27 protein-coding genes and 1 pseudogene are annotated in these 26223 nt (G+C 68.2%); 15 read left to right on the forward strand and 13 right to left on the reverse strand.

From position 1 onward, the window contains the following. Nucleotides 1-3 precede the first annotated feature (3 nt). The gene (locus tag R4823_RS26175; RefSeq protein ID WP_087838000.1) at nt 4-474 is read right to left on the reverse strand and encodes an Lrp/AsnC family transcriptional regulator; all 471 of its coding nucleotides are present in this window, start codon (nt 472-474) and stop codon (nt 4-6) included. A gap of 169 nt (nt 475-643) precedes the next feature. Here R4823_RS26175 and glmS point away from each other — a divergent pair, with 169 nt between their 5' ends. Next, nucleotides 644-2476, forward strand: a complete 1833-nt coding sequence (glmS, locus tag R4823_RS26180) for a glutamine--fructose-6-phosphate transaminase (isomerizing) (protein WP_087838001.1) — start codon at nt 644-646, stop codon at nt 2474-2476. Between the two features lie 25 nt (nt 2477-2501). Here the strand turns inward: glmS and R4823_RS26185 are convergent, their stop codons facing one another. Next, complete coding sequence (locus R4823_RS26185) at nt 2502-2996, reverse strand: hypothetical protein (RefSeq protein WP_087838002.1); 495 nt, start codon at nt 2994-2996, stop codon at nt 2502-2504. Nucleotides 2997-3002: 6 nt separating this feature from the next. Then, nucleotides 3003-4070, reverse strand: a complete 1068-nt coding sequence (locus R4823_RS26190; RefSeq protein ID WP_087838003.1) for an XRE family transcriptional regulator — start codon at nt 4068-4070, stop codon at nt 3003-3005. 119 nt (nt 4071-4189) lie between these two features. Here R4823_RS26190 and R4823_RS26195 point away from each other — a divergent pair. Both R4823_RS26195 and R4823_RS26200 read left to right on the forward strand, forming a co-directional pair. Next, nucleotides 4190-4393, forward strand: a pseudogene (locus R4823_RS26195) (DUF2188 domain-containing protein); the annotation flags it as partial. Next, a complete protein-coding gene (locus R4823_RS26200) occupies nt 4390-4611 on the forward strand; it encodes a hypothetical protein (protein ID WP_087838004.1) in 222 nt (73 codons plus the stop codon). The pseudogene R4823_RS26195 and the gene R4823_RS26200, both read left to right, overlap by 4 nt. Before the next feature lie 125 nt (nt 4612-4736). Here R4823_RS26200 and R4823_RS26205 read toward each other — a convergent pair whose 3' ends face one another. Further along, nucleotides 4737-6428: an FAD-dependent oxidoreductase gene (locus R4823_RS26205; RefSeq protein ID WP_087838005.1), complete on the reverse strand. Its 1692-nt coding sequence runs from the start codon at nt 6426-6428 to the stop codon at nt 4737-4739. An 85-nt stretch (nt 6429-6513) separates the two neighbouring features. Between R4823_RS26205 and R4823_RS26210 the strand changes: the two genes are divergently transcribed. After that, a complete protein-coding gene (locus R4823_RS26210; RefSeq protein WP_243724481.1) occupies nt 6514-6966 on the forward strand; it encodes a MarR family transcriptional regulator in 453 nt (150 codons plus the stop codon). A gap of 13 nt (nt 6967-6979) precedes the next feature. On the opposite strand, the gene R4823_RS26215 is transcribed toward R4823_RS26210, so the two are convergent. Then, nucleotides 6980-8446: a deoxyribodipyrimidine photo-lyase gene (locus tag R4823_RS26215; RefSeq protein ID WP_132979543.1), complete on the reverse strand. Its 1467-nt coding sequence runs from the start codon at nt 8444-8446 to the stop codon at nt 6980-6982. Then, nucleotides 8436-9077 carry a MarR family transcriptional regulator gene (locus tag R4823_RS26220; RefSeq protein ID WP_087838016.1) on the reverse strand — a complete coding sequence of 214 codons (642 nt, stop codon included), beginning with the start codon at nt 9075-9077 and terminating at the stop codon, nt 8436-8438. The genes R4823_RS26215 and R4823_RS26220 overlap by 11 nt, the downstream gene beginning before the upstream one ends. A gap of 190 nt (nt 9078-9267) precedes the next feature. Here R4823_RS26220 and R4823_RS26225 point away from each other — a divergent pair, with 190 nt between their 5' ends. The 3 genes from R4823_RS26225 to R4823_RS26235 all read left to right on the forward strand — a co-directional run bounded on the left by R4823_RS26225 (nt 9268) and on the right by R4823_RS26235 (nt 12903). After that, nucleotides 9268-10281 (forward strand): tripartite tricarboxylate transporter substrate binding protein, encoded by a 1014-nt coding sequence (locus R4823_RS26225; RefSeq protein WP_087838017.1) that lies wholly within the window; start codon nt 9268-9270, stop codon nt 10279-10281. A 12-nt stretch (nt 10282-10293) separates the two neighbouring features. Next, complete coding sequence (locus R4823_RS26230) at nt 10294-11607, forward strand: Rieske 2Fe-2S domain-containing protein (RefSeq protein ID WP_132979542.1); 1314 nt, start codon at nt 10294-10296, stop codon at nt 11605-11607. Nucleotides 11608-11715: 108 nt separating this feature from the next. Beyond that, nucleotides 11716-12903 carry a Gfo/Idh/MocA family oxidoreductase gene (locus R4823_RS26235; protein WP_087838019.1) on the forward strand — a complete coding sequence of 396 codons (1188 nt, stop codon included), beginning with the start codon at nt 11716-11718 and terminating at the stop codon, nt 12901-12903. Here the strand turns inward: R4823_RS26235 and R4823_RS26240 are convergent. From R4823_RS26240 to R4823_RS26250, 3 genes are all read right to left on the reverse strand, one after another. Next, the gene (locus tag R4823_RS26240; protein WP_338616669.1) at nt 12888-13664 is read right to left on the reverse strand and encodes an SAM-dependent methyltransferase; all 777 of its coding nucleotides are present in this window, start codon (nt 13662-13664) and stop codon (nt 12888-12890) included. The genes R4823_RS26235 and R4823_RS26240 overlap by 16 nt on opposite strands. A gap of 9 nt (nt 13665-13673) precedes the next feature. Beyond that, a complete protein-coding gene (locus R4823_RS26245; RefSeq protein WP_087838021.1) occupies nt 13674-14636 on the reverse strand; it encodes a LysR substrate-binding domain-containing protein in 963 nt (320 codons plus the stop codon). A gap of 82 nt (nt 14637-14718) precedes the next feature. Further along, nucleotides 14719-15495 carry an enoyl-CoA hydratase/isomerase family protein gene (locus R4823_RS26250; protein ID WP_087838022.1) on the reverse strand — a complete coding sequence of 259 codons (777 nt, stop codon included), beginning with the start codon at nt 15493-15495 and terminating at the stop codon, nt 14719-14721. Between the two features lie 152 nt (nt 15496-15647). On the opposite strand from R4823_RS26250, the gene R4823_RS26255 reads away from it, so the two are divergent. Beyond that, a complete protein-coding gene (locus tag R4823_RS26255; RefSeq protein WP_132979540.1) occupies nt 15648-16235 on the forward strand; it encodes a carboxymuconolactone decarboxylase family protein in 588 nt (195 codons plus the stop codon). Next, on the forward strand, nt 16232-17062 hold the full coding sequence (locus R4823_RS26260; protein ID WP_132979539.1) for an amidohydrolase family protein: 831 nt from the start codon (nt 16232-16234) through the stop codon (nt 17060-17062). The genes R4823_RS26255 and R4823_RS26260 overlap by 4 nt, the downstream gene beginning before the upstream one ends. Before the next feature lie 5 nt (nt 17063-17067). Here the strand turns inward: R4823_RS26260 and R4823_RS26265 are convergent, their stop codons facing one another. Together R4823_RS26265 and R4823_RS26270 are read right to left on the reverse strand one after the other, a co-directional pair. Continuing rightward, nucleotides 17068-17682 carry a glutathione S-transferase gene (locus R4823_RS26265; RefSeq protein WP_087838148.1) on the reverse strand — a complete coding sequence of 205 codons (615 nt, stop codon included), beginning with the start codon at nt 17680-17682 and terminating at the stop codon, nt 17068-17070. 11 nt (nt 17683-17693) lie between these two features. Continuing rightward, on the reverse strand, nt 17694-18923 hold the full coding sequence (locus R4823_RS26270) for a CaiB/BaiF CoA-transferase family protein (protein ID WP_087838025.1): 1230 nt from the start codon (nt 18921-18923) through the stop codon (nt 17694-17696). A 252-nt stretch (nt 18924-19175) separates the two neighbouring features. On the opposite strand from R4823_RS26270, the gene R4823_RS26275 reads away from it, so the two are divergent. The 4 genes from R4823_RS26275 (at nt 19176) to R4823_RS26290 (ending at nt 23158) form a co-directional block, all read left to right on the forward strand. Next, nucleotides 19176-20216 carry a 2-dehydropantoate 2-reductase gene (locus R4823_RS26275; RefSeq protein ID WP_338616672.1) on the forward strand — a complete coding sequence of 347 codons (1041 nt, stop codon included), beginning with the start codon at nt 19176-19178 and terminating at the stop codon, nt 20214-20216. A gap of 101 nt (nt 20217-20317) precedes the next feature. Continuing rightward, nucleotides 20318-21298: a tripartite tricarboxylate transporter substrate binding protein gene (locus tag R4823_RS26280; protein ID WP_132979538.1), complete on the forward strand. Its 981-nt coding sequence runs from the start codon at nt 20318-20320 to the stop codon at nt 21296-21298. Between the two features lie 23 nt (nt 21299-21321). Beyond that, the gene (locus tag R4823_RS26285; RefSeq protein ID WP_279815688.1) at nt 21322-22608 is read left to right on the forward strand and encodes an aconitase family protein; all 1287 of its coding nucleotides are present in this window, start codon (nt 21322-21324) and stop codon (nt 22606-22608) included. A 13-nt stretch (nt 22609-22621) separates the two neighbouring features. Further along, entirely contained in the window at nt 22622-23158 is a 537-nt protein-coding gene (locus R4823_RS26290) for a 3-isopropylmalate dehydratase (RefSeq protein ID WP_087838028.1), read from the forward strand. Between the two features lie 46 nt (nt 23159-23204). On the opposite strand, the gene R4823_RS26295 is transcribed toward R4823_RS26290, so the two are convergent. Beyond that, nucleotides 23205-23837, reverse strand: a complete 633-nt coding sequence (locus R4823_RS26295) for a glutathione S-transferase N-terminal domain-containing protein (protein ID WP_165963122.1) — start codon at nt 23835-23837, stop codon at nt 23205-23207. 172 nt (nt 23838-24009) lie between these two features. On the opposite strand from R4823_RS26295, the gene R4823_RS26300 reads away from it, so the two are divergent. Next, nucleotides 24010-24879 carry a fumarate hydratase gene (locus R4823_RS26300; protein ID WP_338616679.1) on the forward strand — a complete coding sequence of 290 codons (870 nt, stop codon included), beginning with the start codon at nt 24010-24012 and terminating at the stop codon, nt 24877-24879. 28 nt (nt 24880-24907) lie between these two features. Further along, entirely contained in the window at nt 24908-25534 is a 627-nt protein-coding gene (locus R4823_RS26305) for a fumarate hydratase C-terminal domain-containing protein (protein WP_338616681.1), read from the forward strand. Between the two features lie 3 nt (nt 25535-25537). On the opposite strand, the gene R4823_RS26310 is transcribed toward R4823_RS26305, so the two are convergent. Further along, nucleotides 25538-26185 (reverse strand): flavin reductase family protein, encoded by a 648-nt coding sequence (locus R4823_RS26310; protein WP_165963121.1) that lies wholly within the window; start codon nt 26183-26185, stop codon nt 25538-25540. Between the last annotated feature and the right edge of the window lie 38 nt (nt 26186-26223).

Genomic DNA, 26223 nt, shown 5'->3' on the forward strand with positions numbered 1-26223 from the left:
GCCTCAGATCGCCACCCGCGTATCGAACTTGCTCCGGTGCACCGAAAAAAACGTGCGGACGTTGCGCACATTGCCCTGTGCCGTGAATGCCCGGTGCGCCAGCGCGTGATAGGCGGCCATGTCGGGCACCTGCACCACCAGCACGAAGTCCGGCCCCGTCGAGACCCGGTAGCACTGGGTCACGGCGGCCTCGCGCGCCATGGCGGCCTCGAATTCGGCCAGGCGCTCGGCCGCCTGCACGTCCAGCGTGATCTCGACGATGCCGGTCAGGCCGGCGCCCACCTTCTCGGGCGAGACGATGGCCACCTGTTTCTCGATCACCCCCTGCTCGACCAGGCGCCGGACGCGGCGCAGGCAGGTCGGCGCCGACACGTGCACGCGCGCGGCCAGTTCCTGGTTGGTCAGCGTGGCGTCGTTCTGCAAAACCGACAGAATGCGCCGATCGACGTCGTCGAGGTCCACGGTCAGGGTCATGGGCGGACTGAAGTGAAATTTTCAATAACTATTATGGTATTTTTTTAATAAAAATTCTTCTACCCGTGGCGGAGAAATTTTCACAAAAAAATACCTAAAAATAGTAATTACATTTCTTCCCGAAAAGACCAGAATTGCGCCGAACCCGTTCATCAAGGACACCAGTACCATGTGTGGCATCGTCGGCGCCGTCGCCCAACGCGACATCGTTCCCGTTCTGATCGAAGGCCTGAAGCGCCTGGAGTACCGCGGCTATGATTCCTGCGGCGTGGCGGTCCATCTCGAGGGCGAACTGCGGCGTACCCGCAGCACCTCGCGCGTGGCCGAGCTCGAGTCGCTGATCGCCGGGGAAAAGGTGACCGGCTTCACCGGCATCGCCCACACCCGCTGGGCCACCCATGGCGCCCCCGCCACCAACAACGCGCACCCGCACTTCTCGGCCGACCGCAACGGCCGCAGCCGCGTCGCGCTGGTGCACAACGGCATCATCGAGAACTACGAGGAACTGCGCGCCGAACTGCAAGGCTACGGCTACGAGTTCGAAAGCCAGACCGACACCGAGGTCATCGCCCACCTGCTCAACCACCTGTACGACGGCGACCTGTTCGCCGCCATGCAGCAGACGGTCAAGCGCCTGCAGGGTGCCTACGCCATCGCCGCCTTCTGCCGCGACGAACCGCACCGCGTGGTCGGCGCCCGCCACGGCTCGCCGCTCATCGTCGGCCTGGGCGAAAACGAGAACTTCCTGGCTTCCGACGCCCTGGCCCTGACCGGCACCACCAGCAACATCATCTACCTGGAAGACGGCGACGTCGTCGACCTGCAGCTCGCGCGCGTCTGGATCATCGACGAGAACGGCCAGCCGGTCGAGCGTCCGGCCCGCGCCGTGGTCGCGCACACCGCCGCGGCCGACCTCGGCCCCTACCGGCACTACATGCAGAAGGAAATCTTCGAGCAGCCGCGCGCCATCGGCGATACCCTGCAGGACATCGAGACCGTCACGCCCGAGCTGTTCGGCGATACCGCCGCCAGCGTCTTCGACCAGATCGACTCGGTGCTGATCCTGGCTTGCGGCACCAGCTACTACGCCGGCCTGACCGCCAAGTACTGGATCGAAGCCATCGCGCAGGTGCCCGTCGCCGTCGAGATCGCCAGCGAGTACCGCTACCGCACCAGCGTGCCCAATCCGCGCAGCCTGGTCGTCACCATCTCGCAATCGGGCGAGACCGCCGACACCCTGGCCGCGCTCAAGCATGCGCAGCAGCAGGGCATGAAGCACACCCTGACCATCTGCAACGTGGCCACCAGCGCCATGGTGCGCGAATGCACGCTGAACTTCCTGACCCGCGCGGGCGTGGAGATCGGCGTCGCGTCCACCAAGGCCTTCACCACCCAGCTCGTCGGGCTGTTCCTGCTGACGCTGGCGCTGGCCAAGAACAAGGGCCGCCTGTCCGAGGAACAGGAAGCGGACCACATCCGCTCGCTGCGCCACCTGCCGGTCGCCATCCAGGCCGTGCTGGCCCTGGAGCCGCAGATCATCTCGTGGGCCGAGGAGTTCGTGCGCAAGGAAAACGCGCTGTTCCTGGGCCGCGGCATGCACTATCCGATCGCGCTCGAAGGCGCGCTCAAGCTCAAGGAAATCAGCTACATCCACGCCGAGGCCTATCCCGCCGGCGAGCTCAAGCACGGCCCGCTGGCCCTGGTCACCGACCAGATGCCCGTGATCACCGTGGCGCCGCAGGACGCCCTGCTCAAGAAGCTGCAATCGAACATGCAGGAAGTGCGCGCGCGCGGCGGCCACCTGTACGTGTTCGCCGACGCGGGCAGCAACATCCGCTCGGAAACCGGCGTGCACGTGATCCGCATGCCCGAGCACTACGGCTGGCTCTCGCCCATCCTGCACGTGGTGCCGATGCAATTGCTGGCCTATCACACGGCCTGCGCGCGCGGCACCGACGTGGACAAGCCGCGCAACCTGGCCAAGAGCGTGACGGTGGAGTGATGCCAGTCGGCTCTGGGCGTTGCCGTCAGCGCGGCGCCCAGCACTCCAGCCGTCTCAGTACCTCCCCCTTCGGCAGCCGTTTGCGCGGGTGGTTCCAGATGCGCGAGAGTCCTTCATGGAGCATCGAGGAGTCAACGTTCCCCGACGCCTCCATCTGATCCAGCATCCACAGCAATCCATAGACGATGCAATGGCGTGCTTGGGCCTCTGTCCGTAAGAGTTTATCGCCAGAAACAAGGGCATGGCCCTGGCGTCGCGCACAACTCAGCGCGAAACAGTCCGGCAGGGACAAGCCCGGACGTTGCTTTCGGATCTGCTGCGCGAACTCGACCTCATCCGGACTCAAGGCCACGACCCCCAAGCCCAGCCTGCGCAGCAAGGGGCCATTTTCGGGCTCCAGCTCGCGAACGTAAAGCAGGTCTGGCACCACCATCGTCAAGCCACATGAAAACGCTTGCTCAAGTAGCCCACCCCTCTCCAAGTCGACCAAGACGGATGTGTCAGAAACCAGGATGATCATGGTGGGTCAGGCAGGCTGCCCCATCAATCTACGATCCAACTCACGAACGCTGATGCACAGCAACTCGGCCGCCCGAGCTTCCGATATGGCGCCTTCGGCGACAGCTCGCAAGCATAGGCGCTCCATCCGCTGCGGCACTTCCGCCTTCAGCGCGCCTGGCTCACTGGAAGCTTGGCTATTCCAGCCCAGGTCTTTGATCTGAGCCCACAAGCGCCCATAGACCGCCTTGGTGACGATTTCCAATTGCGCGCATCGCACAACCAGTGATGCGATGCTAACCTTGAACAGCTTCTTTAATTCAACCAGTTCGCCGATGGAAATGGACGTTCGATGCGATCCCAACAGCCGAAGCACCATGTCCTTGGCCATCAGGAAGGCGCCGGCGAACCGATCCGCGGCCTTTTCCTGTTCCGCATCGCTGAGCCCGCTAAAGCGCAACACCAAGTGAGCGAGCTCATGAGCGAGCGTGAATCGCTGCCGCTCCCCATTGTGCCGCTGGTTCACCACGATCACCGGCACATCCTGACTGTCGGGGCGTCGCACGAATGCCTTGGAGCCGGACACGTTCTCCGGCAATTCCAAAGCGATCACTTTGATGCCCTTGTCCTCGAGCAACTCCGACATGAACGGGATGGGGTCAATGCCAAGCTTCCAGAGCCGGCGCAATACCTCGGCCGCCCGCTCGGCGTCCTCGATGCGGCCAATTTGAAATGCTTGATCGTCGGGAGCATCCCAGGGTTGCTCCACACCGGGTAGCAACTCTTCCAGCTCCAGGTACCGCTCGACCTGATCCAACACAGTAGCTTCCACGGCACGCTCCTCCTTGGCGCCTGCATGGGGCGCTTTCCGGAAGTCCACGCCCGTCAGTTCGATTTCGCGCTCGCTCAGCAGGTACTCGGGCGAGACCTGCAGGGCTTTGGCCATCGCCAGCAAGATCGTTGAACTCGGCATCATCTCATCGCGTTCGTACTTGCCGATGGCCTGAGCCGAGACCTGCCGTTGAATAGCGGCTTCCAGTTCGCGCAGCGACAACCCGAGGGCCTCGCGCGCCCTCTTGAGTCGGTTTCCGATCATGATTTCTCCGCGCCATTGTTTACAACTTGACTATTAATATTGTCGTTTGTAAACTCATCTAAGTCAACTTCTCCGAAACGGAGGTTCGTGATGGCCAACCGGAAAACGTTCATGTCGTCCAGCGCGATAATGGCTGGGGCGCGCTACGCGAAGGCGGGCAACGCGCAACCCAGGTGTTCGACACACAGGCCCAAGCGATCGAAACCGGTCGACAAATGGCGCGCCAAGGCCAGGGCGAACTGCTGATCCACGGCCAGAACGGGCGCATCCGTGCTCGCGACTCTTACGGCAACGACCCCTGCCCGCCGAAGGACAACAAATGATCAAGTTCGATATCAAGATGCCGAGCACGGATGACCTCATGCGAGCGGCAATGGCGGAGATTGAGAAAAACATTACCCAAAGGGCACGGCGAGCGGCGGCGCCCCATGGCGGCGTGACAGTGAAGTTCGAGCGTACGCCAAACGGAACCATTAAGGCCGTTAACTTCCAGGGCTCCGAAGCCGCCATCAAGGCGGCCCAGGCCACCTTCAAGGACTAAAGGAATAGACCCTGCGCTCATTCCTCAATCGAGCTGCAGTTTCGCCCTGGCCGCTATCGCGCCCCATTTGCGGTGGTCCTCGACGCCACGCCGCTCGGCCTCCTGAAAGGGCCGTTGGTGCGGGGTTAAGCCTGGCGGCCGGTTACTCGCGCAAGCACGGCGCGCGCTTCGCCGGCGTTTGCGCCCCGCCAGGCGACGATCTGGTCGGGCCGGATGAGGGCCAGCGGCGCTTCGTACAACGCGCGCAGCGCCGGCGACGCCAAGCGGAGGGGCTTCAGGTCGATGGCCAGCTCCCGCGCGGCGATCTCGAAACCCGTGTGCGGCGCCTCGTCCTCGCCCAGCACCAGCAGCGTCCATTCGCGGTGGAACAGGTCGAACAGCGAACGGCCGTCCTCCAGCCACATGTGCGGTGGCCGGCCGCCGGGACTGGCGGTGGGGACGTACTGGTTGGGTTCGTCCGGCGGCGGCGGCACGCCGTCGCCCACGATGATGGGCGAGCCGTCGTAGCGCCCCCCGAACGTGACGCCGGGAATGTTGAACTCCAGCCGCGCATGCTCGTCCAGGTGGCGCGCGGCCGCCATGCGTTCGGCCTCGCCCTGCGGCGTATCCGCTTCCAGCACGGCCCTGGCCTGGAACAGCCCCACCGAATCGGCGAAGCGCCTGGCAAAGCCGGTATTCCGCTCGGCCAGCGGCCTGCGCTCGGCCTCGTAGCTGTCCAGCAGCGCCGGCGGCGCCTGTCCCTTCAGCACGCTGGCGAGCTTCCACGCCAGGTTCACGGCATCCTCGACCGCCGTGTTGTAGCCCAGGCCGCCGGTGGGCGTAAACAGATGTGCCGCGTCGCCGGCGATGAACGCACGGCCGCGGCGAAAGCGCCGGGCGACCAGCGCGTGCCCGGCCAGCCAGGTGCCCATGGACAGGATCTCCATCGGCACGTCCGCTCCCACGGCTTCGGCGAAGATGCGGCGGGCATCGGCCTCGGTCCAGCTTTCCGGGGTCTCTCCGGGGTGGACCGCGGCATGGAAGGCGAATTCGGCCACGCCGTCCACCGACGCCATGAAGGCGCGCCGCTGGTGGTTGACCGCGACGTACATCCAGGCCTTGGCATGGGGCAGCCTGGACAGGAGTTCGGGCGAGCGCAGGTAGATGGCGAACATCTTGCCGCCCATGAACTCGCGCTGGATGCCCGTCACGCCGCCCCACTCAATGCCCAGTTGTCCCCTGACGAAACTGCGCGCGCCGTCGGCGCCCACCAGGAACCTCGCCTTCACCTCCACGGGGTCGCCGCCCTTCACGGGCTGCACTCGCGCGACGATGCCATCGTCCTCCTCGCGGAATTCCTTCAAGGCCCACCCGTAGCGCAGGTCGATCGACGGCCAGGCCTGGGCATGCCGCCGCAGCGCCGCCTCGACGAATTTCTGCGACACGCGGTGCGGCAGTTCGGCGGCGCTCCAGGAACCCGTCATGGTCTTGATCCGTACTGCGGCCTGGGCGGCCGTGGGCAGCTTGATGCGCGCGAGCTCGTGGCCCGCGTAGCGCGTGAAGTACGCGATGTCCGTGGGATGGTCGGCAGGCAAGCCCAGCGCCCGGATCTCGTGCGCGAAGCCCAGCCGGCGGAAGTGCTCCATGGTTCGCGCCTGGGTGGCGTTGGCCTGCGGATTGAAGGCGGTGCCCGGCTTGGCGTCCACGACCAGGCAGCGCACGCCGCGCGGCCCGAGCTCGTTCGCCAGCATCAGCCCGCACGGCCCGCCCCCGGCGACCAGCACGTCGACGTCGAGCCGGTCCAGGCCCCCGACAGTAGACTGTGCGTCGTCAAGCATCGTATGTTTCCTTTTCCGGGCGGCCCGGTTCGATATTTATTTAGGTTACCAAAGCAAATGGCCCCGCACAATCCGATTCGATCCCGTGAAAACCCTTGATAGCAACGCCTACCACTGGCGTACCCACAATCCCGGCCGCGTGCTCAACAGCGCCTTGCGCCGCTTCGAGCAGCGCGTCATGGACCTGATGACCGAGGCGGGACACGCCGAGACTCGCCGCTGGCACGTGAACCTGACCCGCCACCTGGACCTGGACGGCACGCGCATCACCGACCTGGCCCGGCGCTCGGCCATGACCAACGCGGCAATGAACGAATTGATAGGACAGTGCGAGGAACTGGGCCTGGTGGAACGCGTGGCCGATCCGGCGGACAAGCGGGCCCGCATCGTGCGCTTCACACCCACGGGACTGGCGTGGCTGGATGATTTCGGGCGGGCCGTGGCGGTGGCCCAGGAAGAGATGGTCAGGGAAGTCGGCAGCCGCAACCTGTCGGTCCTGTTGAAGGACCTGGCCGCCTACGCCGGGTCGGTCGATTGAAGCGGCGCGGTATTCAGGCGGGAAGGGATTTCACCGCCTCGAATCGCATCAACGTACGCGTGCGCGCCCGCGCGTGGTCCACGACCGGCAGCGGATAGTCCCGCCCCAGCCGCAGGCCGCACGCCTTGGCATCCACCGGCCGCATCGCGGCCGGAAAATGGATGTACCGGTCGGGCACGCGCGCCAGTTCGGGCAGGTAGCGACGGATGAAGCCGCCGTCGGGATCGAACTTCTCGGACTGGGTGACCGGATTGAAAATGCGGAACCACGGCTGCGCGTCGCAGCCCGTGGACGCCGCCCATTGCCAGCCGCCGTTGTTGGCCGCCAGGTCGTAGTCGTTCAGGTGCCGGGCGAAGTGCCGCTCGCCCCGGCGCCAGTCTATGCCCAGGTCCTTGGTCAGGAACGAGGCCGCCACCATGCGCAGGCGATTGTGCATGTAGCCGGTCTGGTGCAACTGGCGCATCGCCGCATCCACCAGCGGGTAGCCCGTGCGGGCCTCGCGCCAGGCCTGCCAGAGCTCGGGCGCGTCGTCCCAGGACAGGCGATCGAAGGCGGGCTTGAAGCAGCCATGCACCACGTGCGGGTGGTGCCACAGGATCATCTGATAGAACTCGCGCCAGACCAGTTCCGACAGCCAGGCCTGCGCCCCCTCGCCGCCATGGCGGCGTGCCAGCGCGGCCAGTTGGCGGATGGACACGGTGCCGAAGCGCAGGTGAGTGGACAGGTACGAGACCCCCTTGCGCGCGGGATAGTCCCGGGTCTCGTGGTAGCGCGCCAGGCGGCGTTCGAAATCCCGCAGCAGCGCGCGGCCGCCCCGCATGCCGGTGGGCAGCGCCAGCTCGGACAGGTTGGTGGGCAGGAAACCCAGCGCCTCCAGCGCGGGCGGATGCTCGCCCGGGGGCTTGGGCGCCAGGCGAGCGGCATGGCGCTCGACCGGATAGGACGCGAGCTGGAAGCCATCCGCCCGCTGCAGCCACGCTCGCCGGTACGGCGTGAACACGCTGTAGGGCTGCCCCTGCTGCGTCAGCAGTTCATCCCTGTCCAGCACCACCTGGTCCTTGTAGTCGCTGAAGGCGATGCCGCAGTCCGCCAGCTCCCGCGCCACCCGCTGGTCGCGCGCAATGGCATCGGGCTCGTAGTCGCGATTGGCCAGGACCTCGCGCACCCCGAGTTCCCGCGCCAGCCGGACGATGCATGCCGCCGCGCCGCCGTGGCGGACGATCAGGCCGCTTCCCGCGGCTCCCGCCTCGCGCGCCAGGCGGTCCAGCGCCTCGTCCAGCTCCACCACACAGGCATGGATGAACGCCACGCGTCGATCCGCGCGGGCGGGCAGGGCATCGAGAATGTCGGTATCGAAGACGAAGGCGCAATGCACCTTCCCGTAGCGGATCAGCGCCTGATGCAGCGCCGCATGGTCGAAGCTGCGCAGGTCGCGCCGGAACCACACCAGGGCGGTCCCGGCCCGCGCGTCACTCGTCATGGACGGTGGCCCGCCTGCGGCGCGGCGCGGCGGCCTGCGCCCGCGCCTCGGTTTCACGCCGGGGCGCGCGGGCGCGCTGGCGCTCCACGCGCTCGGATACGCGGCGCGACAACTCCCGGGTGGATGGAATGCGCAGGCTGCGTTCCTCGGCCTTTTCCTCGTCCTCGGCCAGGTTGGCGATGATGCCCAGCAGCACCTTGCGCGCCACACCTATTTCGTCCGCCGTCAGCCCCCGGATGCCGATGCGGTTGACGTCCTCGGCCAGCGGGATCAGCTTGCGCTCGAGCTCGCGGCCCCGGTCCGTCAGGTACACGTACATGTTCTTCTTGTTGCCCGGCAGGTGCTTGCGCTCGACGTAGCCCAGGGCCTCCATGGCCTTGAGCGCGCTGTAGGTGGTGGGCTCCATCACGCCCGCCTCGTCGCTCAGTTCGCGCTGCGTCAGCCCGTCCTGGACCCACAGGATGCGCAGGAAGGCCCAATGTCCGAACGATACGTGATGCTCGTTCAGTCGCATCTGCAAGGCGCGGACGAAGGCGCGCGTGGCGTCCTTGACGAGGTGGGCCAGGCGGTCGTTGGGCGCCGCGCGCTGCCAATGCTCCAGGATCTTGCGGGTGTCTTCGGCGGAACTCATGGTCTTCCGGGGGGTGTGCTCGCGCAAATGATACCCGTCCGGGGGGCCTCGGAAGGGGCTTGAAAAATACTTAGGGCTTTAATATTATTCTTATAGCTCTAATAAACCAGTGTGCCCGGATGGCTGGGACACGGTTCGCGAGCAGACACGCGCCAGGAACAAGGCGCGACATCCACCCTAGGAGACCTCCATGACCCATTCCGTACACCGCCTCGTCCGAGATGCCGCCACGGCGGCCACCCGCCTGGGCCTGGTCGCGCTGCTGGGCTGTGCTCCGGCGTTGGCCAGCGCCGACGACGCGGCCGACTACCCCTCCCGCCCCGTCCGTTTCGTCGTGCCCTACGCCACCGGCGGCCTGCCCGACACGGTAGCTCGCATCATCGGCCAGCGCCTGACCGAGCACCTGGGCAAGTCCTTCGTGGTCGAGAACAAGCCCGGCGCCAACGGCGTGGTAGCCGCACAGACGCTGATGAACAGCCCGCACGATGGCTATACCTTCCTGGTCACCGACGGCTCGATGATGTCGATCAACCCGTCGCTGTACAAGGATCTCGCCTATCAGCCCAAGCGCGACTTCATGCCGGTCTCGCTGGTGGCGACCTCGCCCCTGTTCATCGCCGCCCGCCCCGACTTTCCGGCCAATACGCTGCAGGAATTCGTCGAGCTGGCCAAGAAAAGCCCCACCGGCATCACCTACGGCTCCTCGGGCGTGGGCAGCAGCCACCACCTGACGATGGAAGCCCTGAAAAGCGCGCTGAACCTGCGGCTGGACCATGTCCCGTTCCGCGGTTCGGGCCAGGCCGTGCCCGCGCTGGTGGGCAAGCAGGTGGACCTGGTGGTGGCCGCCCTGCCTTCGCTGTCGGGGTTCGCGCAAAAGGGGCAGGCCAAGATCCTGGCCACGAATTCGCTCAAGCGCTCGACGCTGGCGCCCGACGTCCCCGCCATCTCCGAGATCGTTCCCGATTTCAATTTCGCCGTCACCGTGGGCGTGCTGGCGCCTACCGGTACGCCCCAGGCCATCGTGCAAAAGCTCAGCGTCGAGATCGCCAAGGTGGTCAAGCAGCCCGAGGTCATCAAGCAATTGCAGGGGCTGGGCATCGAGCCCGTGGGCGGAACGCCGTCCGAGTATGCGCAAGCCATCGACGAGGAAGCCCGCCGCTATGCCGGCCCCATCAAGGCCGCGGGCATCAAGCCGGAAAATTGAAGGAGAAACAGCATGTTGTCGCGTGAAAAGAACGAGCGGCTGTGCCGCGTGGAGGGCGATGCCCCCATGGGCGCGCTGATGCGCCGCCACTGGCTGCCGCTGTGCCTGATCGAGGAAGTGGCCGAGCCGGACGGCGCTCCGGTGCACGCCCGGCTGCTGGGCCTGGACCTGGTCGTGTTCCGCGACACCCAGGGCCGCATCGGCGCGCTGGATGAAAAATGCCCGCACCGGCGGGTCTCGCTGGTCTATGGCCGCAACGAGGAAGGCGGGTTGCGCTGCCTGTACCACGGCTGGAAGATGGACGTGACCGGGCAGGTGCTGGACATGGCGTCCGAGCCCGAGACCAGCCCCATGGCCTCGAAGGTGCGGACCAAGGCCTACCCCACGCGCGAGTGGGGCGGCATGGTATGGGTATTCCTGGGCACGGAGGAAGACGCGCCCGAGTTCGTCCCCCCGCCCTGGGCGCCGACCCGGGACGCCAAGGTCAGCATCGCCAAGGTCATCCTGCCCTGCAACTGGGCGCAGGTCCTGGAAGGCGCGATCGACTCGGCCCACAGCTCCAGCCTGCACTCGTCGGACTTCGTGCCCGCCAAGGTCAGCGGCGCCGAAGCCACCGACAAGAACTGGCTGCGTCCGTCCACCGACAAGGCGCCGCGCCTGCAGGTCGAGCGCACGCCCTACGGTTTCCGCTACGCCGCCATCCGCCGCCCCATCTTCGACGCCGACACGCAGGACTACGTGCGCTCGACCGTGTTCGTCGCGCCGTTCACCGTGCTGGTCCCGCCCAACAACCTGTACAACGTCGCCAACGTGAACGTGCCCATGGACGACACCAACACGGCGTTCTACTTCCTGGCCTGGGGCCATCCCGCCAAGACGCCCGATACCGAGACCTGGCGCAAGTTCCTGCGGACGCAGATCGGCCCCGACGTGGACGAGCGCTACCGGCCCCACCGCAACCACGACAACCGCTTCTGGCAGGACCGCCAGGCGATGAAGGCGGGCAACTTCACCGGCATCACCGGCTTCCCCAACCAGGACATCGCCATGTGGGTGACCATGGGTCCCCTGGCCGACCGGTCCGAGGAAAGGCTGGGCACCAGCGACCTGGCCATCGTGGAGTTCCGGCGCCGGATGCTGGCCGCGCTGGACGAGTTCGCGTCGGGCGAGACGCCCATCGCTCTGGGAGAGAACGCCATCCCCAGGGACATCTGTTCGTTCCAGGCCATCGTGCCCAAGTCGGTCGACTGGCGCGAATACAAGGTGTCGCACGTGTGGGACGACGTACCCGCCCCCCAGCGACTCGACTCCAACTATGAGGTATAGCCCCCCCCTACGCGCTTACGCGCGCCCCCCGGGGGGCTCTACTTACGGACCGGCGGAGCCGGATCCGCGGTGCCCCGGGTCGGGTCATGGATTTTCGGAGGAAGTCTGATGTCGATTGCTCCATTGCGGCTGGGCGTAGCTGGGCTGGGACGCGCCTTTTCGCTGATGCTGCCGACCTTCCTGGGCGATGCGCGCATCGTGCTGGCGGCGGCTTGCGACCCTCGGGAGGCCGCGCGCGGGCAGTTCGCGCGCGACTTCGGCGCGCCGGTGCATGGCGACATCGAAGCGCTGGCGGCCGATCCGTCGCTGGACGCGATCTACGTCGCCAGTCCCCATCAGTTCCACGCCCGTCACGCCGAGATCGCCGCGGGGCATGGCAAGCACGTGCTGGTGGAAAAGCCCATGGCGCTGGCGATGGACGAATGCGACCGCATGATCGCGGCTTGCGAGCGCGCCGGCGTGCATCTGATCGTGGGGCACTGCCACAGCTTCGACACGCCCTACCTGAAGACCCGCGAACTGATCGCCAGCGGCGAGTTCGGCAAAGTGCGCATGATCCATGCGCTGAACTACACCGACTACCTGTACCGTCCGCGCCGGCCGGAGGAACTGGTGACCGCAGAGGGCGGCGGCGCCATCTTCAGCCAGGCCGCGCACCAGGTGGACATCGTGCGGCTGCTGGCCGGTTCGCCGCCCACGCGGCTGCGCGCCGCGGTCGGCAACTGGGATCCGCGCCGCGTCACCGAGGGCGCCTATTCGGCCATGCTGTGGTTCGAATCGGGCGCCTACGCCTCGCTGTCCTACAACGGCTACGCGCATTTCGATTCCGACGAATGGACGGGCTGGATAGGCGAGATGGGCAACCGCAAGTCGCCCGACGACTACGGCGCCGCGCGGCGCAAGCTGGCCGCCGTGGCCTCGCCGGAGGAAGAGGCCCGCGCCAAGGCCGCCGGCACCTATGGCGGATCGGCCTACAAACCGCCGGCCGACGACGACGAGCCCCGGTCCTATCAGCACTTCGGCCCCATCATCGTGTCCTGCGACCAGGCCGACCTGCGGCCGCTGCCCGACGGCATCGCCATCCACGCCGACAACGAGAAACGCTGGGTACCGCTGGAGCGCCCGGCCGTGCCGCGCCATGAAGTGATCGACGAACTGGTGGCCGCCGTGCGGCAAGGGCGGGCTCCCCGGCACGATGGCCGCTGGGCCCGGGCCACGCTGGAGATCTGCCTGGCCATGCTGCAGTCGTCGCGGGACGGCCAGGACGTCCCGCTGGCGCATCAACCGTCCTGGTAGTCGCCGGCCGGACGCTCCAGGAAGTCCCCCACATAGACGAGGTGCTCGAACGGCAGTTCATGCCGGCCGGCCACCTCCACCAGCGTATCGAGTGTCGCGCGCAGCACCTGCTGCCGCGCCTCGCGCCCGGCATGGCAGACGATGGCCACGGGCGTGCCGCCGGGATAGCCGGCGCGCAATTCCTCCACCACCCGGACCAGGTCGGTCCGCATCGTGAACAGCACCAGCGCGCTGCGGCTTTGCGCCAGCACCGACAGGCGGTCGCTGCCTGCATAGCCTTCGTTGGCGTTCTTGCCCAGGCTCAGGATCACCGACTGGCTCGTGGCGCCGCCCGTCACGGCGCAGCCCAGGGCGGCGTTGCCCGCGGCGAAGCTGGAGATGCCAGGCACGACCTCGGGAGCCAGATCGCGGAACGCGTCCAGGTAGCCGATCTGCGGACCGTACAGCGTCGGATCGCCCTGCGTGAGGACCGCCACGATGCCGCCCGCCGCGACGCAGGCGCGAATGGCCTGGCGGCGCGGCGCCTCTTCGGCCTCGACCTCGTCCGGCGAGGCGCGGCGTCTCGCCATGGGCGTGAACAGGCCATGGCCGGCTTCCATGAAGCGCTTGCCGGCCAGTTGTCCGGGATAGCGGGCGGGCGCGTCGGCCTGGCCCAGCACCAGGTCGGCCTCGCGCATGATGCGGTCGGCCCGCAGGGTCAGATGGTCGGGGTCTCCCGTGCCCAGGCTGACGAGATAGAGTTTGCCGGGTTGGGACGGCATCGGTTCCTCCTAGCGGCCGGTCCGCCACATGCCGTCGCGCGCCATCCTGTCCACGATCTCGCCGATCAGGCCGGCGATGGCCGATACGGCCTTGCCGGGCCCCTTGGTCTTGGCGAAGACCAGCGCGACGGTGCGCTGGAACGGCGGGTCGACGATGCGGGCGGCCTGCACCTCGCCCTTGGCGACCTCGGTCCACACCGCGTGCAGCGGCAGCACCGTGTACAGCCGCTCGCGCGCGACCAGCGAGGTCTGGAGCGGCAATGAATCGGCCTCGATCACCGGGGCCAGCGTGATGTGCTCCTGGCGCGCCATGGAATCGAGCGCGGTGCGCAGCCCGTTGGGGGCGCTGGGCAGGATGAAGGGCAGCTCGTGCAAGGTGCGGAAGGACACTTCCTCGTGCGCGGTCAGGCGATCGCCCGCGGGACCGATCAGGTAGCTGTCGACGGTGGCCAGGCACTGCTCGTGCTCGGGCAGCGTGCCACCGTAGCGGTACAGGATGCCGATGTCCACGCGCGCATCAGCCAGCCATTCCTCCACCTGGCCGCTGGAGCCTTCCAGTACTTTCAGGCTGACGCCGGGATAGCGGGCCCGCACCTCGGTAAAGAGCTGCCCCACCAGATGGTGGCCGATGGACGGCAGGGTGCCCAGCGTGACGCGGCCGCTGGCGTCGCGCGCCTGCTCGCGGATCTCGTTTTCCAGCTGTTCGGCGTCGGCCAGCAGCGCGCGGACCTGGGGAAAGATGCGCTGCCCCACGTCCGACAGCTCCACGCCCCGTCCGGTGCGCACGAACAGCCGCGTGCCGCACTCGCGCTCGAGCGCGTTCAACTGCCGGCTGAGCAAGGATTGGTTGCTGTTCAGGAACAGGGCCGCGCGCGTCAGGCTGCCCAGTTCGCCGATCGCGAGAAAGGCCCGCCATTTCTGCAGGCTGGCGGTGACGTCCAGTTGGATGCTGGTGGCTTTCGGGTGCTGCATCGCAAGCGGCGCTCGTCCGGGAAAAGAAGACGAGTTTATACCCGCCCGCGCATCGCGGGACGCCCCGCCCCGCGCCAGGCTCCTACCGCCCCTTGAACACCGGCGCCCGCTTCTCGCGGAACGCGGCCTGCGCCTCGGCGGCATCCTCGGTGGTGGCGATGATCGCCGTCATGTCCTGTTCGTAGCGATAGCCGTCGCGCAGGCTCATGTCCTCGATGGTGTTCAGCGTGTGCTTGCCCATGCGCGTGGAGACGGGGCTCTTGGCGGCGATGACGCCGGCCATCTCCATGGCGGCGGGCAGCAGGTCCTCCGGCGCGGTGCAGGCCTCGACGATGCCCAGCCGGTAGAGCTCGGTGGCCGGCACCCGGTACCCCGTCAGCATCATGCGCCGCAGCAGCGAATGGGGAAACAGGCGCATCGCGTGGCGGCATCCGCCCAGCAGGCCCACGTCGACCTCGGGCAGGCCCAGCGTGGCGCGCTCGGAAGCGATCAGCACGTCGGCCGAGGCCACCATGGCCAGCCCCGATCCCAGCGCCGGGCCGTTGATGGCCGCGACCACCGGCTTGGCGCACTCGCGGATGGCATGGAAACACTCGCGGGTGCGGCGCAGGTGCGCGGGCAGGTCGCCCGGCCCCTTGATCACGTCGGCCCGGCCTTTCAAGTCCGCGCCCGCGCAGAACACCTTGCCCGCCCCCGTCAGCACGACCACCCGGACGTCGGGCGTCTCGGATATCCAGTCCAGCGCCGCGGTCAGCTCGTCGTTCAACACACGGGTCAGGGCGTTGACGGGCGGGCTGTCCAGGGTCACCAGGGCGACGTGGCCGTCCACCCGCAGCTGCAATTGCTTGAATTCGTTCATGGAAAAGGTCGTGGTCGTGGGCAGGATACGCAGCGAGTCTAGGCGCGCGCGCCGCCCGCGCAAAGGCGGGCCCGGTCAAGGCTGCTATGCGCCCCGCGCCATAGCGCGCGCGGGCGCCGCGCCCGATAATGCGGCGAAGACGAGAGGAGCCCATGCCCAGAATCGACCTGCCCACGCCCGAAACCATGAGCCCGGAACAACGCCGGGTGCACGACAAAGTCATCGCCGGCAAGCGTGGCCGGCTGCGGGGGCCGCTGCGCGCCGCGCTGTACAACCCCGAGCTGGCCGACCGCTGGTCGGCGATGGGCGAACTGCTGCGCTACGACACCACCCTGCCGCCCCGGCTGTCGGAACTGGCCATCCTGGTCACCGCCCGGGCCTGCAGTTCCCCCTTCGAATGGGCCGCCCACAAGACCGAAGCCGAGAAGGCGGGCGTGGAAGACTGGATCATCGAGGCGCTGCGCGAACAGCGCATCCCCAATGAACTGGCGCCGGACGACGCGCTGGTGGTGCGCTACGCCAGCGAGCTGAACGCCCGCCGGTCGGTGTCCGACGCCACCTATGCCGCCGCGCTGACCCGCTTCGGCGCGCGCACGGTGGTGGAACTGACCGCGCTGGTCGGCTACTACACCCTGGTGGCGATGACGCTGAACGCGCACGAGATCCCGCTGGAGCCCGGCGTCGTCGCCGCCTTTCCGCTGCCCCAGGACGACCCGGCGGTATGGGGCCAGAGGCAATGAGCGGCGCCAGACAGGCCACGCCCATCACGGGCTGGGATTGCCACAACCACCTGCTCGGCCCCTACGACCGCTTCCCGCTGGCGGCCGAGCGCAGCTATACCCCGCCCGAGGCGCTGGTCGCGGACCACTCGGCCATGCTGGCCAGCCAGGGGCTGTCGCATGCGGTGCTGGTGCATCCCAGCGCGTACGGGGAAGACTATTCGCTGCTGTTCCACGCGCTGTCGGAGCACGACCATCTGCGCGGCGTCATCGTGGCCCGCCCCGGTACGCCGCTGGAACTCGGCTCGCTGCGCGAACGCGGCGTGCGCGCGCTGCGCTACAGTCATCGCAGCGGCGCGGCCGGGAATTTCGCCGGCAGCGCCTCGATCGACGACTTGCGGCAGATGGCGCGCGCGGTCGCCGATGCCGGCCTGCACGTCGAACTCTGGACCGACTGCCAGGCGCTGCCCGGCATCGCGCCGCTGCTGGCGAGCCTGCCCTGCCCGGTCGTGATCGATCACATGGGCAGCTTCGACGTCGACGCGGGAACGAACGATGCCGGTTTCCAGCAACTGGTCCGGCTGCTGGGCGAAGGCAGGGCCTGGGTCAAGCTGTCGGCCTACCGCAGCTTGCTGAAGACGCCGGACCTGGAACCTGGGCGCCCCTTCCATCGCGCGCTGGTCGAGGCCAATCCCGACCAGCTCGTCTGGGGCAGCGACTGGCCCCACATCCGCATCGACCCGTGGCCCGGCACGCGCCGGCTGTTCGACACCTTCCTGGCCTGGACCGGCAGCGAGCCGCTGGTGCGCCGGATCCTGGTCGACAACCCGACCCGGCTCTACGCCTAGGGCGCCTATCCTTCCAGCACGGGCTCGGTGCGGCGAAAGGACGGCCGCGCCGCGATCTCTCCGTACCAGGCGGCCAGATGGGGTGCCCGTTCGCGCCACTGCAACGCGCCGAAGCGGAAGTCCAGGTAGCCCAGCGCGCAGCCCAGGCCGACATGGCCGATGCCGAATGGCGCCGCCGCCAGCTCGCGCGCCTCGCCTTCCAGCCTTTGCAGCGACGCCTCGGTCTTGATCCGGAAGGCCTCGATGAGCGCGTCCGAGCGCTGCGCGCCGTCGCGGTCGGCCTCGTTGCGCCAGAGGATCAGCACGTCCAGCAGGCCGTCGGCGAAAGCGTGCCAACGCAGGGTCCGCCATTTCTCACTGCCCTTGGGCGGAAACAGCCTGCCGCCGGCGAGATCGTCCAGGTATTCGCAGATGACCGCCGAATCGAACAGGGCGGTGCCGTCGTCCAGCACCAGTGTCGGAATCTTGCTGAGCGGGTTGTCCCGCATGATCTGCGGATTGGGTCGCAACATGGCCGCGACCGACCGCACCAGCTCTACCCGGTCCTCCAGGCCAAGCTCATGCAGGCAGACCATGACCTTGCGCACATAGGGCGACTTGGGCGACCAGTGCAGCTTCATGTCCGTCCCCATCAGATGGCGCCCGCGGCGCGCAGCGCCTCGATGCCGGCGGCATCGTAGCCCAGTTCGGCCAGGATCTCGGCGCTGTGCTGGCCCAGCGTGGGCGGCGCCGCGAGCCCCGGCAGCGCGGCGTCGGCGAACCGCATGGGGCTGGCGACCTGGGGGACCCGGCCACCGCTGGGATGCTCCACGTGGCGCAACAGGCCGCGCGCGATCGTCTGCGGTTCCTCGAACACCTCGGCCACGGTGTTGATCGGGCCGCAGGGCACGCCTGCGCCATCGAGCAGCGCGAGCAGGCTCGCGCGGTCGCGGCGGGCAAGATCCTCGCGCAGCATGGCCGACAGTCGTTCGATGTTGCGCACGCGCTGGGCGTTGGTGGCATAGCGTTCGTCCGCCGCCCATTCCGCGTGGCCCAGGGCCTCGCACAGCTTGCGGAACTGGCCGTCGTTGCCGACCACCAGGATGATGTCTCCGTCCGCGCAGCGGTAGACGTCCTGCGGCTGGATGTTGGGATGGGCATTGCCGTTGCGCCGGGGCGGCTTGCCGGACACGAGATAGTTCATGGCCTGGTTGGCCAGGGTGGCCACCTGCACGTCGAACATGCCGATGTCGATGTACTCGCCCCTGCCCGTCTCGTTGCGCCGGGCCAGCGCGGCCAGCACGGCCACCGCCGTGTACATGCCGGTCATCAGGTCGACGATGGGCACGCCCACCTTCTGCGGACCGCCGCCCGGGCGGCCGTCGCGTTCGCCGGTCACGCTCATCAGGCCGCCCATCGCCTGTATCAGGAAATCGTAGGCGGGCTGGTCGCGGCGCGGCCCGGTCTGTCCGAAACCGGTGACCGAGCAATAGATCAGCCGGGGATTCAGCGCCCGCAGCGACGCCTCGTCCAGCCCATAGCGCGCCAGCGTGCCGACCTTGTAGTTCTCCAGCAGGATGTCGGCCCGCATGGCCAGTTCACGCACGATGCGCTGGCCCTCGGGCGTGTCCAGCCCCACCGTGATCGACCGCTTGCCGCGATTGACGGCGAGATAGTAGCCGGCCTCCTCGGTATCCTCGCCCCGGCCGTCCTTCAGGAAAGGCGGCCCCCAGGCGCGGGTGTCGTCGCCGCTGCCCGGGCGCTCCACCTTGATGACGTCGGCGCCCAGGTCGGCCAGGGTCTGGCTGGCCCAGGGGGCGGCCAGGATGCGGCTCAGGTCCAGGACTTTGACGTGCGACAACGGGCCCGTCGATCGATGCATACATTCCTCCGCGTGCGCGCCGATGGCCGGACGCGTCTCGTCCCGTCCGCGCCTGTCGCCGCTGTCCGGACTCTAGGGGCACGGCGGAGGCTTGCCTACTGCCTGCGCCGGCAAGACTGCAATGCGTCCATGCGCATAACGTGCGCTATATCCCGGGCGCGCAGGCAGAAATGCCGCGCGGGTACACCGCGCCGGCGGCGCCAACCGGAATAATGGACTGCATTCCACGGACATTCCCCGGAGACACCACCGATGGACGACGCGCACGGCCGGCCCCCGGCCCCCCCTGGCCGCATGAGGATAGGCGTCGCGGGCGCGGGCGCGATAGGCGGCTTCCTGGCCGCGCGCCTGGCCCTGGCGGGCAACGATGTCGGCGTGCTGGCGCGCGGCGCCACGCTGCGTGCGCTGGACGAACACGGCATACGGCTGGAGAGCGGCGGCACGCGGTCGGTCGCGCGCGTGCGTGCCAGCGACGACCCGCAGCGGCTGGGTCCGCAGGACCTGCTGATCCTGGCGGTCAAGTCGCCGTCGCTGCCCGGGCTGGCCGACCGCCTGGGCCCCATGATCGGACCGGACACCCTGGTATTGCCCGCGTTGAACGGCGTCCCGTGGTGGTTCTTCCAGTCGGGCGGCGGTCCCCTGGCCGGCCACCGACTGCGCGCCGTGGACCCGGACGGCCGGCTCGAACGCGCGATCCCCGCCGACCGCATCCTGGGTTTCGTGGTGTTTCCCTCCAGTTCCTGCCCCGAACCCGGCGTGGTCGTGCACGCCTCGGGATCGCGGCTGGTGGTGGGCGAACCGGGCGGCGGCCCCAGCCCGCGCGCGCAACGCGCGGCCGACTGCCTGGCCGGTGCCGGTTTCGACGCCTCGGCCAGCCCCGACATCCGCCGCGTCGTCTGGGAAAAACTGCTGGGCAACGCCTGCTTCAATCCGGTCAGCCTGCTGACGGGCTCGCACACCGATCTCCTGATCGACGACGAACGGGTCAACCGCCTGTTCCAGGCCATGATGCGCGAGCTCCTGGCCATGGGCGACGCGCTGGGCCTGCCGCTGGCCATCGAGCCCCCGGCGCGGCTGGCGGTCACGCGCAAGCTGGGCCACATCAAGACCTCGATGCTGCAGGACGTGGAAGCGGGCCGCGCGGTGGAACTGGACAGCATCCTGGGCGCGGCCGTCGAGATTGCCCAGGAACTGGGCGTGCCCGCGCCGCTGCTCGACACCGTCTACGCGCTGGCGCGGGTGCGCGCCGAACGGCTGGGCCTGTACGCCCCGCCGTTAACGCCCACGCCATAGCAGCTTTGCGCGGCGGCGCCTATCCGGCGGCGAAGCCGGCCAGATACCATGCCCGGACATCGACAAGACAGGCGGCCACGTCCGCCACGGAGGAGACTGCCATGCACGCCAGACGCCTTGCGGCATGCCTGATCGCGAGCTGCACCCTGGGGATCTTCACGGCACCGGCCATGGCGCAAGGCGCCTCGTGGCCCACGCGGCCGATCCGCTTCATCGTGCCCTTCCCGCCCGGTGGCCCCACCGACAACTATGTGCGCACCATCGCCGGCCCCCTGGGCGAAGCGCTCAAGCAGACCATCGTGGTCGAGAACCGCGCGGGCGCCGGCGGCTCGATCGGCACCGCGGCCGTGGCCAAGGCGGCGCCGGACGGCTACACCATGGGCCTGGGCGCCGGCGGCGCGCTGATGGTGATGCCCCACCTGATGAAGGTGCCCTACTCGGTCACGCAGGACCTGGCCTACGTCTCGAGCCTGGCGCAGGTGCCTGCCGTCATCGCGGTCAACGCCAGGTCCGGCATCACCAACATGGCGCAGTTCCTGGAGCGTGCCCGCAGCCATCCCGGCAAGATGAACTACGGCAGCGCGGGCACCGGCACCATGGTCCACCTGGCCGGCGAACGCTTCAAGCGCGCGGCGGGCATCGACATCGTCCACGTCCCCTACGCGGGCGCTGCCCCCGCCATCACCGATCTGCTGGGCGGGCAGGTCGAGTCCATGGTCTCGGACCTGACGCCCATCCTGCCCCACGTACAGGCGGGCACGGTGCGCGTGCTGGCGGTGACCACCGAGAAGCGGACCCCGCTGCTGCCCGACGCGCCGACCCTGGTCGAGCTGGGCTATCCCAAGGTGGTGCAGGCGACCGAGTACGGCGTCATCATGCCGGCCGGCACGCCGCCCGCCATCGTCAACCGCGTCCAGCGCGAACTGGCCACCATCATGGCCACCCCCGAGGTACGCAAGGCCTACGAGCAGATGGGCTCGCTTGCCGTGTCCAGCTCGCCCGAGCAATATCGCAAGAATGTCCTGGGCAGCTATGAGTTCTGGGGCCAGTTCATCAAGGAAACCGGCATTTCGCTGAATTGATCCAAACCACAGGAAACCTTGTCATGCCGACCTCAAGCGGTCAGACCATCGCCCAGAAGATCCTGGCCCGCGCCGCGGGCCGCGAGACCGTGGCGCCGGGCGAGTACGTCAACTGCGTGCCGGACCACGTGGTCACCCAGGAGATGGTCTGGCCCATGCACAAGCGCAACCTGGAGAAGATAGGCGCGACCGCGTTCGCCCGGCCCGAGAAGGCCATCATCGTCATCGACCATACGCCGGCGGCCGCCACCGGCTCGCCGCACGCCGCCACGCACCACATGCTCAGGCAGCTGACGCGCGACTTCGGCGTCGACAATTTCTACGGCCCCAATACCGGGCTGCGCCACCTGGTGCTGGTCGAACGCGGCTTTGCCCGGCCCGGGTCGCTGGTGTTCTCGGACGAAGGCAACATCGCCTCGATCGGCGCGGTGGGCGCGCTGAACATCCCCATGTCCACCGACGTGCTGGCGCCGCTGCTGAACGACCGGCACTGGGTCTGCGTACCGCGCACGGTGCGTATCGAGCTGGTGGGCAGCCTGCCGTTCGGCGTGACCGGGCGCGACCTGGTCCAGGCCATCATCCGCGACCACGAGGAACAGGGAACCTTCCTGCAATGCTGCGTCGAGTATGGCGGACCGGCGCTGGCGGGCCTCAGCCTGGACGACAGGCAGGCCATCCTCGCCTCGACCTTTCACACGGGATCGGACACCGCCATCATGGACGTCGATGCGCGCGCGCTCGACTACGTAGACGAACGCGCGGACGGCCGGCCCTACCAGGTGATGCGCAGCGACCCGGACGCGGACTACGCGGCGGTGCTGACCTACGACCTGTCGCGGCTGACGCCCATGGTGACCGTGCCGCCCACGCAGAGCGGCGCGGTCGACGTCGCGCAGGTGGCGGGCCGGCGCATCGACCAGGCCGCGGTCGGGTCCTGCGCCAACAACCGGCTGGAAGACATGCGGGCGGCGGCCGCCGTGCTGCGCGGCCGCCGGGTCGCGCGGCACGTCACGATGTACATCTCGCCCGGCAGCCAGAACGTCTATGCCGCGGCCGCGCGCGAAGGTTTGCTGGAGGTGTTCGCCGAGGCCGGCGCCACCGTGCTGTCGCCCGGCTGCAATACCTGTTGGGGCTACCTGGGCGTGCTCAGCGGCGAAGACGTCTCCATCACCACCCACCAGTTCAACTACCAGGGCCGCAACGGCAGCACCCAGGCCGCGGTCCACCTCGCCTCGCCCTACACGGTGGCGGCCTCGGCCGTGGCGGGAGAGATCACGGATCCGCGCCCGCTGCTGGCGGGCAGGCTTTGAGGAGCGGCGCGACATGAACGAGACATCCTCCGTGCGCACCCTGCGGGGCCGGGTCTGGAAATTCGGCGACCAGGTCTGCGGCGACGACGGCATCATCGAATTCGCCGCGGTGCGGGACGGCTTCGGCAAGCCGTTCGACCTGGACGCGCTCCGGCAGATGTGCTTTCGCCAGTTACGGCCGGAGTTCCCGTCGCAAGTCCGGCCGGGCGACATCGTCGTCGGCGGCAAGAACTTCGCGCATCACAACCACGTGGAAGTCAGCGTTGCCATCAAGGCCTCGGGGATCGCGGCGGTCCTGGTGGAGTCCTGCGAATCGGGCTTCATCCGGCGCGCGCTCAGCCAGGGGCTGCCGATACTGCTCGTTCCAGGCATCACGCGGGCCGTGGCCGATGGCGACGTGATCGGCGTCACGCCGGCCACCGGGGCGATCGAACTGGCCGACGGCCGCATCATCCCGTCACCACCGTTCTCGCCGCAGATGGTGCGGATCTGGGAAAGCGGCGGACTGGTCAACGCACTGGCGAGCGAGTTCGCGGCGGCGCGCATCTAGGGCCTGTTCCCGCTAAAAGCAGGCCCGCACAGGCCGGGAATGGGCCCTAGGCTGGATTCTTCAGGCGCGGGTCGAACTGCACGGTCCGGCGCAGCGACTCCCGCTCGGCCATGCGGTCGGCCCAGGCCGACAGGCGCGGCCGCGTGGCGCGCCACCGCAGGTCGGCGAAGCGGAAATCCGCATGGCCGACCCCCACCGCCACGCCCAGGTGGCCGATGTCGAATTCGCGGCGATCCAGCTCGTCCACCGTGGCTTCGAGCGCATCCAGCGTGGCCAGGGTCTTGGCGTGGTACGAGGACAGATGCGCCGGCGACTGGAGCGCCGGGTCGCGGCCGCGTTCGTTGTTCCACAGGATCAGGATGTCGGTCAGTCCGTTGCCCAGCGCGTGCCAGCGCAACGCCTCCAGCCGCTGGTCGAACCCCTGGGGAAACAACCGTCCCTTGCGGCTGTGATGGTCCAGGTATTCGCAGATGACCAGCGAGTCGTACAGGGCCACGCCCTCGTCGGTCACCAGGGTGGGGATCTTGCCCAACGGGTTGTCCCGCTCCACGTCGGCGTTCACGGTGGACAGCGAAACGATGGACAGGCGGGTTTCGATGGACGCGTCCAGTCCGGTCTCGATGGCCGCCGCCATGACCTTGCGCACGTAGGGGGAACGGGTGGACCAATGCAGCTTCATGCGCGCTTTCCGTCGAAACAGTTCGTATGGCGGCCAGTATATCCACCCGGGCATCCGGCCACCCCGCGCAAAGCAGGTGTGACGGCCGGGTGATAGCAGCGGACGGGCGGCGTCGCTATAGTCCGTGGATGCCTAGGAACGCGCGCGCCCGGGCGCGCCACAGGGGAGACAGATGGCCATCAGCTACGACCTCGTGCGATCGGTCAGCGCCCAGCTCTACGAACGCGCGCTGAAGAAAATACCCGAGGACACCAAGGAAGCGCTGCGCGCGGCCGAGCGCGGCGAGCACAACGAGGTGGCGCGCGGCACGCTGCGCATCATGCTGCAAAGCGCCGATGCCGCCGAGGCCCGCCAGCATTTCGTCTGTTCCGACTCCGGCGTGCCGGTGTACTTCGTCGGCATCGGCACCGGCGCCCAGCTGGAAGGCGATATCAAGCGGGCCTTCGCCGACGGCTTCGACGACCTGGTCGCCACCATCCAGCCGCCGCTGCTGGCCCACGTGACCAATCCGCTTACCAACGAGCGTGGCTACAAGGGCAAGGACATGCCCATCGTGACCTTCGACCTGATCGACGGCGCCGACTACGTGGACATCACCTGTTCGCCGAAGGCGCTGGGCTCCGGCCGCTGGGCCGCGCTGGAGATCTTCACCTTCCCCAGCCTGGAGACCATCGAGCGCTACGTGATGGAGGTCATCCTGAAGGCGGGGTCGCAACATTGCCCGCCGGTGGTGATCGGCGTGGGCATAGGCGGCACCTTCGACTATGCCGCCAAGCTGGCCAAGCAGGCGACGCTGCGGCCCATCGGCACGGTCAATCCCGAGCCCGTGCTGGCCGCGATGGAGGACCGCCTGAAGGAAGCCGCCAACGCGACCGGCTTCGGTCCCATGGGCACGGGCGGCGACAGCACGGCGATGGCCGTGCACGTGGACTATGCCTCGGGCCACGGCTTCACGCCGGTGGCGGTGTGCTTCAACTGCTGGATCAACCGCCGCACCCGCGCCCGCATCCATGATTCGGGCCGCGTGGAGATCATCGAATGACCGGCCGCCATGACGAGGACGCGACATCGTGAGCACCGTACACGAACTTGAATTGCCACTGGGCGAGCAAGCGGTCCGCGCGCTGCGCGTGGGCGACCAGGTCCGCCTGCACGGCGAGGTCGTGCTGTGCGCGGGCATGACCACGCATGAACGGCTGACCGGGCTGCTCGACCGTGGCGAAGCGCCGCCCATCGATCTGCGCGGCGCCGCGCTGCTGCACCTGGGCAGCTACAGCCGGGAAGCCGATGGCCATTTCGAGGTGCTCTACCTGAATCCCACGACGAGCACGCGCTTCAATGGCTTCATGCCGCGGTTGATACGCGGATTGGGTTTGCGGGTGGTGGGCGGCAAGGGCGGACTGGACGCTGGCAGCGTCGAGGCGATGCGCGCGGAGGGTTGCATCTACCTGTCGTTCCTGGGAGGTGGATGCACGCTTCTATCCGAGGCGATACGCGAGGTGGTAGCGGTGCACTGGAACGACCTGGTGCACCACTACCGGCTGGTGAAGCTGCGGGTGGAGGGGCTGGGCCCCGCCACCGTGGGAATCGACGCCCAGGGCAACAGCCTTTACGGCGACCTGGCGGAGACGGCCAGGGAACGGTTGCCTGAAATACTGGCCCGGCTGGATGAGCGGCGGCGTTCCGCCCGGGGTTGAGCGCTAGGGTTTGGGATTGGGCTCGGGTTCCGCGCCAGGCTGGCGCTGAAGCATGGGCCGGTGGAAGATCTCGCCCAGCGCGGCGTAGAAGGGCCCGCCCAGGCGGGCGATGGGGCGCATGGCGGCGCTGGCGACGCGGCGGCCGTCGTAGATGTCGGGAGACAAGTGGAAGGCGACGACCTGGCCGATGTACAGAGTGTTGTAGCCCTCGCCCAGGGCGATGGCCTGGTCCAGGCGGCATTCCATCTGCACGGGGGTCGAGGCGATGCGGGGCGGCTTGACGTGGTGGCTGGGCAGCAAGGGAATGCCCAGGGCCTCGGGTTCGCTGATCTCGGGCGGGTACTCGGCAGCGCTGGCGTGCATGATCTCCAGGTCGGCCTCGGTCGAGACGTTGACGACGAATTCGCCCGTCTGGACGATGTTGCGCGCAGTGTCCTTCAGGTCGCCGTCCAGCGTGGAGATGTTGACCGCCAGCATGGGCGGGCGGGTGGCGACGTAATTGTAGGAGCTGAACGGGGCGGCATTGACGCGGCCGTTCCCGTCCTGCGTGGTGATCCAGGCCACGGGGCGCGGCACCACGCAGCCGACGACGAGGCGGTAGGCGTCGGCCGGGTCCAGACCCTGGCCGTCGACGCGTATGAATTCCTTCATGTTCTCCGGTTCCAGTCGCGACGCGGCGAAGAGGCCGC

Origin of the sequence: Pigmentiphaga sp. CHJ604, from assembly GCF_036972535.1 — a bacterium.
GTDB lineage: Bacteria > Pseudomonadota > Gammaproteobacteria > Burkholderiales > Burkholderiaceae_B > Pigmentiphaga > Pigmentiphaga daeguensis.

What these genes read in the sequence shown, in the direction of transcription:
- R4823_RS26175 (WP_087838000.1), bottom strand. Translation starts at nt 474, where the DNA reads ATGACCCTGACCGTGGACCTCGACGACGTCGATCGGCGCATTCTGTCG.
- glmS (WP_087838001.1), top strand. Translation starts at nt 644, where the DNA reads ATGTGTGGCATCGTCGGCGCCGTCGCCCAACGCGACATCGTTCCCGTT.
- R4823_RS26185 (WP_087838002.1), bottom strand. Translation starts at nt 2,996, where the DNA reads ATGATCATCCTGGTTTCTGACACATCCGTCTTGGTCGACTTGGAGAGG.
- R4823_RS26190 (WP_087838003.1), bottom strand. Translation starts at nt 4,070, where the DNA reads ATGATCGGAAACCGACTCAAGAGGGCGCGCGAGGCCCTCGGGTTGTCG.
- R4823_RS26200 (WP_087838004.1), top strand. Translation starts at nt 4,390, where the DNA reads ATGATCAAGTTCGATATCAAGATGCCGAGCACGGATGACCTCATGCGA.
- R4823_RS26205 (WP_087838005.1), bottom strand. Translation starts at nt 6,428, where the DNA reads ATGCTTGACGACGCACAGTCTACTGTCGGGGGCCTGGACCGGCTCGAC.
- R4823_RS26215 (WP_132979543.1), bottom strand. Translation starts at nt 8,446, where the DNA reads ATGACGAGTGACGCGCGGGCCGGGACCGCCCTGGTGTGGTTCCGGCGC.
- R4823_RS26220 (WP_087838016.1), bottom strand. Translation starts at nt 9,077, where the DNA reads ATGAGTTCCGCCGAAGACACCCGCAAGATCCTGGAGCATTGGCAGCGC.
- R4823_RS26225 (WP_087838017.1), top strand. Translation starts at nt 9,268, where the DNA reads ATGACCCATTCCGTACACCGCCTCGTCCGAGATGCCGCCACGGCGGCC.
- R4823_RS26230 (WP_132979542.1), top strand. Translation starts at nt 10,294, where the DNA reads ATGTTGTCGCGTGAAAAGAACGAGCGGCTGTGCCGCGTGGAGGGCGAT.
- R4823_RS26235 (WP_087838019.1), top strand. Translation starts at nt 11,716, where the DNA reads ATGTCGATTGCTCCATTGCGGCTGGGCGTAGCTGGGCTGGGACGCGCC.
- R4823_RS26240 (WP_338616669.1), bottom strand. Translation starts at nt 13,664, where the DNA reads ATGCCGTCCCAACCCGGCAAACTCTATCTCGTCAGCCTGGGCACGGGA.
- R4823_RS26245 (WP_087838021.1), bottom strand. Translation starts at nt 14,636, where the DNA reads ATGCAGCACCCGAAAGCCACCAGCATCCAACTGGACGTCACCGCCAGC.
- R4823_RS26250 (WP_087838022.1), bottom strand. Translation starts at nt 15,495, where the DNA reads ATGAACGAATTCAAGCAATTGCAGCTGCGGGTGGACGGCCACGTCGCC.
- R4823_RS26255 (WP_132979540.1), top strand. Translation starts at nt 15,648, where the DNA reads ATGCCCAGAATCGACCTGCCCACGCCCGAAACCATGAGCCCGGAACAA.
- R4823_RS26260 (WP_132979539.1), top strand. Translation starts at nt 16,232, where the DNA reads ATGAGCGGCGCCAGACAGGCCACGCCCATCACGGGCTGGGATTGCCAC.
- R4823_RS26265 (WP_087838148.1), bottom strand. Translation starts at nt 17,682, where the DNA reads ATGAAGCTGCACTGGTCGCCCAAGTCGCCCTATGTGCGCAAGGTCATG.
- R4823_RS26270 (WP_087838025.1), bottom strand. Translation starts at nt 18,923, where the DNA reads ATGCATCGATCGACGGGCCCGTTGTCGCACGTCAAAGTCCTGGACCTG.
- R4823_RS26275 (WP_338616672.1), top strand. Translation starts at nt 19,176, where the DNA reads ATGGACGACGCGCACGGCCGGCCCCCGGCCCCCCCTGGCCGCATGAGG.
- R4823_RS26280 (WP_132979538.1), top strand. Translation starts at nt 20,318, where the DNA reads ATGCACGCCAGACGCCTTGCGGCATGCCTGATCGCGAGCTGCACCCTG.
- R4823_RS26285 (WP_279815688.1), top strand. Translation starts at nt 21,322, where the DNA reads ATGCCGACCTCAAGCGGTCAGACCATCGCCCAGAAGATCCTGGCCCGC.
- R4823_RS26290 (WP_087838028.1), top strand. Translation starts at nt 22,622, where the DNA reads ATGAACGAGACATCCTCCGTGCGCACCCTGCGGGGCCGGGTCTGGAAA.
- R4823_RS26295 (WP_165963122.1), bottom strand. Translation starts at nt 23,837, where the DNA reads ATGAAGCTGCATTGGTCCACCCGTTCCCCCTACGTGCGCAAGGTCATG.
- R4823_RS26300 (WP_338616679.1), top strand. Translation starts at nt 24,010, where the DNA reads ATGGCCATCAGCTACGACCTCGTGCGATCGGTCAGCGCCCAGCTCTAC.
- R4823_RS26310 (WP_165963121.1), bottom strand. Translation starts at nt 26,185, where the DNA reads ATGAAGGAATTCATACGCGTCGACGGCCAGGGTCTGGACCCGGCCGAC.